Genomic DNA, 7,945 nt, shown 5'->3' with positions numbered 1-7,945 from the left:
ACCGCGGCCGGTGCCGGCGGGCGCGGCCGCGGACGCGCGGCGATGACTTCCGAAATCTCCGCGGTCACCTCCTCGCCGGCCACCGGCTCCAGCGCCGCGAGCCCCTCGGACAGGGCCGCCGCCGACGCCTCCTGGGTCAGCCGGAAGATCGTCGCCGCCAGCTCGGCCGGCTCCATGCTCATAGCCTCGACGGACAGGTCCAGCGCGCCCAGCCGTCCCTCCAGGTTCACCCGCACCTCGACGCCGCGGTCGGCCGCGGACGCGGAGATCCGGCCCAGCCGGTCGAACAGGCCGTCCGCCCGCTCGTTCATCGCTGCGTTGGCCTCGAGGAGCTCGTCCACTGTGTACGTGTCGAAACTCACGACGCCCCCTCGCAGGCTCGGTGGCGCCGCTCGCGGTCGCCCTGTGTCTTTTGGTTCGCTCCGCAAGCTCCGCTCACGACGCCCTCCAGGAGTCCGGCGTGGTCGACTCGGCGCGCTCGGTCAGCGCGACGTCCTGGTTGAGACCCAGCAGCGACAGGTCGGCCTCGCCGAGGCCGTCCAGCGCCTCCCGCAGGGCCGCCTTCGTCCGCTGGTTGGCGACCGCGGTGGCCTCGGTCAGAGTCGCCAGGATCGCGGCGGAGAGCCCACGCGAGCCCAGCGCCATCGCCCGCCGGTCCAGCGACAGCGAGGACAGCGCCCCGCCCGGGTAGACCTCCACCCGGATACCGCCGGACTCGCTCATGCCGGTGATCTCGGTCATCGCGGATGCACCCCTCCATAGAACGTCGAGCTGGACAGCGTGTGGGTCACCCGCTGCACCTTGTCGGACGAGTTGCCCTCGATCAGCGTCACCTTGTCGCCGTTGACGCTCTCCACGATCCCGATGTGCGTGCTAGTCGACGGGCTGCTCGGCCCGGAGCCGAACAGCAGCACGTCACCGGGCCGGGCCGAGTCGAGGTTGTTCTTGCCGTACGCGGTGCCGTGCTCCTGGCCCCAGCGGTAGACGTCGCCGGTGAACGGCAGGATCGGAATGTCCACTCCGGACTTGCGCCACACCCAGGTGGTGAAGGACGCACACCATGGGGCGGCCGGGCCGTACTTGTTCTGGTTGCCCGGGCCCTCGTGGTAGCCGAGTTGGCTCCGCGCGATCTTCTTGACCTTGTTCGCGGTGCCCGACTTCGTCTTCGGCGGGTCGGACCTCCCCTTCGACGGGGTGTTCGGGCGCTTGCGGCGGGTGGGGTCGGCGAAGCCGTCGTGCTCGACGGTCCGCTCCAGCTTGCCCAGCGCCCGCGCCGCGTCCTTCATCTGGCCGGCCACCGTGCGCAGATGCTTGGTGGACTCGTTGGTGTAGTCGCGGGCGAGGTCGACGACCTGGCCGACGGCCCGTGTCAGCGCGCCCTGCGAGCCGGCGCCGGTCACCCCGCGGGCGGCGTCGAGCAGCTGGGTCGCCCGGTTCGTGTACTCGTCGACGAGCTTGGCCACCGCCTTGTGGTTGGTGTCCAGCGTCGAGGCCGTCGTGGCCACGATCTCGGCCGCCTTCGTGGCCGCCGACGCCGTGGTGCCCAGCGCCTTCGTCATCCGGCGCGCGCGGCGGTCGAAGCCGGCGGCGTTGGGGCCCTCCCAGTGGCTGGTGGCGGTCGCCGCGCCAGACCGGTGGTCGTCGTGGTGGCGCTCGACGGTCTTCGCGGCGGTGTCCAGCGCGGCGTGCGCCAGGTACGCGTCCTCGGCCTTGCCGGCCAGCTTGTTGCGGTGCGCGATCAGCTGCTCGGCTGCCTTCCGCGCGATGACCCGACTCTCCACGGCCCTCGTCCTCTCCCCGTGTGGGCGACACCGTCACTGTCGGCCCGGCGGGTTGCCTGGGGAAAGCAGAGCTGCACGGATGGGCACATCCGGTGCACGATCAGGCCGTCAGGTCCTCGCCCGGGGTGGGGAGCACGGCGATCCCGATGCCGCGGTAGAAGCCGTCCAGGTCCGCGTCGAGCGGCTCGCCGGACACGACCGCCGCGACGCAGCGGCCACCGAAGATCGCGCGCAGCTTGGGGTACACGACGGTGTCGGCCACCGCGTGCTGCAGGCGCAGCGCGAGCGATGGCCGCGACCGGGCGCCGTAGCGGACGGCGACTCCCTCGGCGGCGTCGAACACGGTCGAGCGGCCCTCGGCGGCCGCCTTGTCCCTGGCGGCCGCGTGCAGCTCGCGGAGCAGGCCGGTGCTCGCCACGATCGTGCGCGGTCGGAACATGCCCACGTCGGTGGTCAGGTTCTCGGTGTCGCCGACGTGGCCGAGCGTCGTCCTCGTGTAGACGCAGGCGATCGAGAGCAGCCGGGCGCCCAGGTCGGCCAGCGGCAGCAGCACCAGCAGCGAGTTGCCCCGCCGCACGAGCGGGGAGTACGCGGCGATGGCCGCGCGCACCTCGGCCAGGACCTCGCCGTGGGTCAGCTCGGCCGGCTTGGGAAGCCGGTCGTCGGACGGGTAGACGAGCGTGGCGACCGCGTCGGGGAGGATCGCCAGCCGGCGCTCGTGCGCCCGCGCGTCGTCGACATCTCGGCCCAGGTCGGTGAGCTCGGCGATCGCCGGCACGATGTCGGCGTCCAAGTCGTCGTCCAGCTCGCCCTCGACGCCGTCGTCGAGCTGCCACACCCAGCCCAGCTCGGGCAGCCGGTCGACGATGCGGCGCAGGGTCTCCCGCTGCGTGCGGGACTCGAGCACGACCGCGCACGCCCCGGAGTCGGACAGGATCCACTCGACGAGCTCGATCGGCGCGTGGGCGTCGATCGGCACGGTCTGGCAGCCGGCGGTCCAGGCGGCGAAGTCGAACAGCGTCCACTCGTAGCGGTTGGACGCGTACAGGGCGATCCGGTCGCCCGGCCGCAGGCCGGCCGCGATCAGCCCCTTGGCGACGTCGAGCACCTGGCCCGCGAACTCGCGGGTGGTGACGTCGAGCCAGGAGCCGTCGGCGCGACGGCGGACCCCGATCGAGCTGCCGAACCGCTCGGCGTTCGCCCAGACCATGTCGGTCAGGTTCTCCGATGCGGTCACAGGGGAAAACTAGCCGAACGGCGCATGACATGCTGCACGGGTGCCAGCGGTGGATGTGATCGACGAGACGTTCCTCGCGGTGCCGCCGGGATCGGTGGCCAAGGCATTCGCCGATCCCGGGTCGTGGCGTCGGTTCTGGCCCGACCTGCGTCTGGAGGTCTACGCGGACCGCGGCGACGAGGGGTTGCGCTGGACCGTGCGGGGCGCCCTGGTCGGCACGATGGAGGTCTGGCTGGAGCCGGTGCTCGACGGGACCGTGCTGCACTACTTCCTGCGTGCGGACCCGCCGCCGGGCGCGGTCCTGCGCCCGACCCGGCTGCAGCGGGAGAAGACCCGCCGCCAGCTGGCCGCGAAGGCCGTGGCGCTCGACCTGAAGACCGTGCTCGAGGCCGGCCGCCGCCCCGGAGTCCCGCCGGCCAATTAGGGTCGTTTCTGGTGGATAATCGCGGACGAGTCGACCGGCCCCGTGCATCAGCGGAACCTCAGGGGCACCGTGACGCAACTCAGCCACAAGTACGTGGTCAAGCGGCACTTCTCGCCGGGACGCGACCAACACTTTGAATCGCGGGGAGGCGGACTGGTGCGGGTTCACGTGGTCTCAGACGTGCACGGCAACGCCGAGGCGCTCGCCAAGGCCGGCGACGGCGCCGACGCGCTGCTGATCCTCGGCGACCTGATCGACTTCGTCGACTACCACGACCACACCGGCGGGATCATGGGCGCGGTGTTCGGTTCGGAGGCGATGGCGACGTTCGCGCGGCTGCGCCGGGAGAGCCAGCACAACGAGGTGGCGGCGTTCGCGCGGACGCTGTGGACGAGCCTCGACGACCCGGCCGCCGTCGTCGAGGAGGCCATCCGCGAGCAGTACGCCCGGCTGTTCGCCGCGATGACCGTGCCGACCTACGCCACGCCCGGCAACGTCGACGTGCCGGCGCTGTGGCCGGAGTACGCCGGCGAGAACGTGCGGATCCTCGACGGCGAGACGATCGAGCTCGGTGGGCTGCGCTTCGGCTTCGTCGGCGGCGCGCTGCTGCCGCCCGGCGCGGTCCGCCGCCGCGGCGGGGTGTTCCACCCGTACCTGCGCACGGAGGAGGAGCTGGCGGCCGACGTCGCCGAGCTCGGCGCGGTGGACGTGTTGTGCAGCCACGTCCCGCCGGACGTGCCCGAGCTCACCTACGACGTCGTGTCCCGCCGCGCCGAGCACGGCTCGCGTGCGCTGCTGGAGTCGATCAACGAGAACTCGCCGCGGTGGGCCATGTTCGGGCACGTGCACCAGCCGCTCGTGTCGCGGATGCGGCTCGCGTACACCGAATGCGCGAACGTGGGCCACTTCCAGCGCACCCAGCGGCCGTACGTGCTGCGCTGGTAGCGGCGTCGACCGGGTAGCCTCCCCCGCATGGCCGATGAGTCCACGCAGTCCATCGTGGTCGACGCGCCGCCGGAGCGGATCATGCCGGTGATCGCGGACTTCCCGGCGTACCCGGAATGGGCCCATGCGGTGAAGCAGACCGAGGTCCTCGAACAGGGCACGGACGGCCACGCGAAGCAGGTGCGGTTCACGCTCGACGCGGGTCCGTTCAAGGACGTCTACACGCTCGCGTACGACTGGGCGGCCGACGGGCTGTCGGTCACCTGGAAGCTCGTCAAGGGCCAGATGCAGCGCGCGCAGAACGGCCGCTACCTGCTGACCCCGGAGGGCGACAAGACCCGGGTCACCTACACGCTGTCGGTCCAGCTGGCGGTGCCGATGATCGGCCTGTTCCGCCGCAAGGCCGAGAAGATGATCATGGACATCGCGCTGAAGGAGCTCAAGCGCCGGGTCGAAGGCGCGTAGGACACGAGTCCATGGCGGGGGCGCGGGTTCTGCTGTTCACCGGCAAGGGCGGGGTCGGCAAGACCACCCTCGCCGCGGCGACGGGCGCCCGCTTGGCGGTCGGCGGGCGCAAGGTCCTGGTCGCCTCGGCCGACCCGGCGCACTCGCTGGGCGACGTCTTCGGCCGGCCGCTGACCCACGAGCCGTCCGAAGTGGACACCTGTCTGTACGCGGCCCATGTGGACGCTCGCGAGCTGGTGGACAAGTCCTGGCAGGACATCCGCCGCCAGCTGCGCTCGTGGCTCGCCGGCGTCGGGCTCGACGAGCTGGACGCCGAGGAGCTGACCGTGCTGCCCGGCGTGGACGAGCTGCTCGCGCTCACCGAGGTGGCCCGCCTCGCCCGGTACGGGCCGTGGGAGGTCGTGGTCGTCGACTGTGGACCGACGGCGGAGACCTTGCGGCTGCTGGCGTTGCCGGAGGCGGTCGCCACCTACGTCGACCGGCTGCTCATGCCGGCCGTGCGCGCCAACGCGGCCGCGCTCGGCCGGCTCGCGAAGCATCTCGGCGAGCTGCGCCGGCTGCTCGTCAACCCGAACGTGACGAGCGTGCGGCTGGTGCTGACACCGGAGCGGCTGGTGGTCGCGGAGACCCGGCGCACGCTCGCCGCGCTGGCGCTGCGCGGGATCCGGGTCGACAGCCTGGTGGCGAACCGGCTGGTGCCGCGGTCACGGTGGGGTCCGGCGGCGAGCTGGCTGCGCATCCGGCGTGCCGAGCAGGACGCCGTGCTGTCCGAACTGGACGCCTCGACGCCGCTGCGGGTGCACCAGGTGGAGCACCGCGCCGCCGAGCCCGTCGGCGTCGGGCCGCTGCTGGAGCTGGCCGCCGACCTGTACGGCGACGCCGATCCGCTGGCCGCCCCGTTCGCCGACTCCGGCGACGCGCGGCCGCTGCTGGAGCTGCACCCGCTCGAGGGCGGCGGCCACGAGCTGGCGATCGCGCTGCCGCTGACCGACTCGGCCGAGCTGGACCTGGCCCGCGTCGGCGACGACCTGGCGGTGACCGTCGACGGAGTGCGCCGGCTGGTGGCGCTGCCCGTGCTGCTGCGCTCGTACACGGTGGCCGACGCCTACATCGACGACCGGGGCCTGGTGCTGCGGTTCGAGGGGCAGGAATGACCACGCCCGAGCCGGGCACCCGACTGGTGGAGGAGCTGCGGCTGCTGCTGGATGCCGTGGCCGAGCGCGCGGGGCCGTGGCTGGACCGGGTGTCGGCGTCCGCGCCGGAGGGTTCGACGTGCCGGTGTCCGGCATGCGCCGTGGTGGCGCTCGTGCGCGGGGAGCCGAACGAGCTCGCCGCGCGGAGCCTTGACCGGGCGGCCGACCTGGTGGCGTTGCTGCGCGCCGTGCTCGCCGACCGGTGGCATCCGGGTGCGCCGCACATGCCGGGGTTCGTGCCGGAGCCGGGTGACCGGCCGCGCGTGCAGCGGATTCCGGTGCGCCGCAAGGGAGATCCGGAGCGAGCTTGAGAGCCAAGACGACCATCGGGGTGGACATCGGGGGCACCAGCGTGCGGGCGGGCGTGGTGGACCGGTACGGCACCGTGCTCGACACCGCCCGCGCCCCGACGCCGACGAGCGAGGAGGCGCTGGAGGGGGCGATCGTGTCGGCGGTCGACACGCTCGCGACGCGGCACCGGGTGACCGGCGTCGGCCTCGCGGTGGCCGGGTTCGTCACCACCGACCGGCGCTCGGTGATGTTCGCGCCGCACCTGGCGTGGCGCAACGCCGCGGTCGCGGACCGGATCTCGGCGCGGCTGGGCCTGCCGGTGGTCCTGGAGCACGACGCGAACGCCGCGGTCCTGGCGGAGCATCGGTTCGGCGCGGCGCGGGGCGCGCGGGTGGCGCTGCTGGTGGCGATCGGCACGGGCATCGGCGGCGGGCTGCTGCTGGACGGGAAGCTCTTTCGCGGTGCGCACGGGGTGGCGCCGGAGCTGGGTCACCTGCCGCTGGTGCCGGGCGGGCGGCCGTGCCCGTGCGGGAAGTCGGGGTGCTGGGAGCGGTACTGCAGCGGGACGGCGTTGTCGGCGACCGCGGTGGAGCTACTGGCCTCCTACCCCGGCAGGTCGACGGTGCTGAGCCGTGAGATGGCGGTGGACAAGCGTTCGGTGACGGGTCGGAAGGTGGCGGCCGCCGCCCGGGACGGCGACCCCCTGGCGCAGCGCGCGATGGCGGAGCTGGCGATGTGGCTGGGCGAGGGCCTGTCCCTGGTGGCGGACATATACGACCCGGAGGTCGTGGTGATCGCGGGCGGCGTCTCGGAGTCGGCCCCGCTGTTCCTCGACGACGCGAGGGACCACTACAAGAAGACGATCACCGGTGCCGGCTTCCGCCCCCTGGCCCGCATCAGAACGGCCCAACTGGGCGACGAGGCCTCGATGGTCGGCGCCGCCGTGCTGGCCGCCGACCACGCCTGACCCGACCTCCTCGCGAAGCGGCTCAGGTCTGCTAGATCTGGGCGCCGTCGTCGCGGCCGCCGTCCGGGGACTTCGGGGTCTGGCGGATGCGCAGCAGCAGCATGGCGCCGCCGCAGAGGAGGGCCACCAGGGCGATCGGCGTGCCGATGCGGGCGTCCAGGCCGATCACTCCCGGCAGGACCAGCAGCACCACCGCCGCCAGGATCAGCACCAGCGCCACGATCGTCAGCGGGCGCAGCCGGGGCAGGGGCGGCGGCTCGGGCGGGACGTAGTGCTCGTCGTCGGCGGTCCAGGTCCAGTCCCACTCCCGCTCGTGACCCCGCCACGCCGTCGGCGGACCGGGCGGGGAACCAGGCGGGGCCGACGGAGGCGACGGCGGCGGGGAGAGAACCGGGCCGGTGTCCTCGGCCGTGAGATCGTCCGCCGACCGGTGCGCGTCGTCGAGCTCGGGCAGCTGACGTCCCACGCCCTCGCGCTCGAGGTCGGCAACTATGGCCGCGAACGCGGCGTCGACGTCCTCCGGCCGTTCCGACACCTGGGCCTCCTTGGGACAGCAGTCAGGCACACGAGCAGGTGATGTGGCCATCGTCGCACGAACGAGCGTCGCGATGGCTGGATCACTCCGGCTTGTTTACTAGTTGG

Annotated in this window: 11 protein-coding genes; 6 read left to right on the top strand and 5 right to left on the bottom strand. The window is 72.9% G+C overall.

The window, feature by feature from the left end; all coding sequences use genetic code 11:
- The 4 genes from ACRDSK_RS12670 to ACRDSK_RS12655 all read right to left on the bottom strand — a co-directional run.
- On the bottom strand, positions 1 to 362 hold a 362-nt coding region (locus ACRDSK_RS12670), incomplete at its 3' end, for a hypothetical protein (protein WP_431440631.1).
- A gap of 73 nt (positions 363 to 435) precedes the next feature.
- Positions 436 to 741 (bottom strand): hypothetical protein, encoded by a 306-nt coding sequence (locus ACRDSK_RS12665; protein ID WP_431440629.1) that lies wholly within the window; start codon positions 739 to 741, stop codon positions 436 to 438.
- The gene (locus ACRDSK_RS12660; RefSeq protein ID WP_431440627.1) at positions 738 to 1,781 is read right to left on the bottom strand and encodes a CHAP domain-containing protein; all 1,044 of its coding nucleotides are present in this window, start codon (positions 1,779 to 1,781) and stop codon (positions 738 to 740) included. Before ACRDSK_RS12660 ends, ACRDSK_RS12665 begins: the two co-directional genes overlap by 4 nt.
- A 100-nt stretch (positions 1,782 to 1,881) precedes the next feature.
- A complete protein-coding gene (locus tag ACRDSK_RS12655; protein WP_431440625.1) occupies positions 1,882 to 3,018 on the bottom strand; it encodes an AMP-binding protein in 1,137 nt (378 codons plus the stop codon).
- A 40-nt stretch (positions 3,019 to 3,058) separates the two neighbouring features.
- On the opposite strand from ACRDSK_RS12655, the gene ACRDSK_RS12650 reads away from it, so the two are divergent.
- From ACRDSK_RS12650 to ACRDSK_RS12625, 6 genes are all read left to right on the top strand, one after another.
- Positions 3,059 to 3,442, top strand: a complete 384-nt coding sequence (locus tag ACRDSK_RS12650) for a polyketide cyclase / dehydrase and lipid transport (protein WP_431440624.1) — start codon at positions 3,059 to 3,061, stop codon at positions 3,440 to 3,442.
- 156 nt (positions 3,443 to 3,598) lie between these two features.
- The gene (locus ACRDSK_RS12645) at positions 3,599 to 4,387 is read left to right on the top strand and encodes a metallophosphoesterase family protein (RefSeq protein WP_431440622.1); all 789 of its coding nucleotides are present in this window, start codon (positions 3,599 to 3,601) and stop codon (positions 4,385 to 4,387) included.
- Between the two features lie 27 nt (positions 4,388 to 4,414).
- Entirely contained in the window at positions 4,415 to 4,852 is a 438-nt protein-coding gene (locus ACRDSK_RS12640; protein WP_431440620.1) for an SRPBCC family protein, read from the top strand.
- Between the two features lie 11 nt (positions 4,853 to 4,863).
- Positions 4,864 to 6,006, top strand: a complete 1,143-nt coding sequence (locus ACRDSK_RS12635; RefSeq protein WP_431440618.1) for an ArsA family ATPase — start codon at positions 4,864 to 4,866, stop codon at positions 6,004 to 6,006.
- Positions 6,003 to 6,356 carry a hypothetical protein gene (locus tag ACRDSK_RS12630; protein ID WP_431440617.1) on the top strand — a complete coding sequence of 118 codons (354 nt, stop codon included), beginning with the start codon at positions 6,003 to 6,005 and terminating at the stop codon, positions 6,354 to 6,356. The genes ACRDSK_RS12635 and ACRDSK_RS12630 overlap by 4 nt, the downstream gene beginning before the upstream one ends.
- A 20-nt stretch (positions 6,357 to 6,376) precedes the next feature.
- The gene (locus ACRDSK_RS12625) at positions 6,377 to 7,303 is read left to right on the top strand and encodes an ROK family protein (RefSeq protein WP_431440634.1); all 927 of its coding nucleotides are present in this window, start codon (positions 6,377 to 6,379) and stop codon (positions 7,301 to 7,303) included.
- Positions 7,304 to 7,334: 31 nt separating this feature from the next.
- Here ACRDSK_RS12625 and ACRDSK_RS12620 read toward each other — a convergent pair whose 3' ends face one another.
- Positions 7,335 to 7,838 (bottom strand): hypothetical protein, encoded by a 504-nt coding sequence (locus ACRDSK_RS12620; RefSeq protein WP_431440615.1) that lies wholly within the window; start codon positions 7,836 to 7,838, stop codon positions 7,335 to 7,337.
- Positions 7,839 to 7,945 lie beyond the last annotated feature (107 nt).

This window comes from Actinophytocola sp. (genome assembly GCF_050699915.1).
Classification (GTDB): domain Bacteria; phylum Actinomycetota; class Actinomycetes; order Mycobacteriales; family Pseudonocardiaceae; genus Actinophytocola.
This window is presented reverse-complemented; position numbering and strand designations above follow the sequence as displayed.

Excerpts from the sequence above, each read along its gene's own strand:
- ACRDSK_RS12665 (WP_431440629.1), bottom strand. The coding sequence starts at position 741 with ATGACCGAGATCACCGGCATGAGCGAGTCCGGCGGTATCCGGGTGGAG.
- ACRDSK_RS12640 (WP_431440620.1), top strand. The coding sequence starts at position 4,415 with ATGGCCGATGAGTCCACGCAGTCCATCGTGGTCGACGCGCCGCCGGAG.
- ACRDSK_RS12635 (WP_431440618.1), top strand. The coding sequence starts at position 4,864 with ATGGCGGGGGCGCGGGTTCTGCTGTTCACCGGCAAGGGCGGGGTCGGC.
- ACRDSK_RS12630 (WP_431440617.1), top strand. The coding sequence starts at position 6,003 with ATGACCACGCCCGAGCCGGGCACCCGACTGGTGGAGGAGCTGCGGCTG.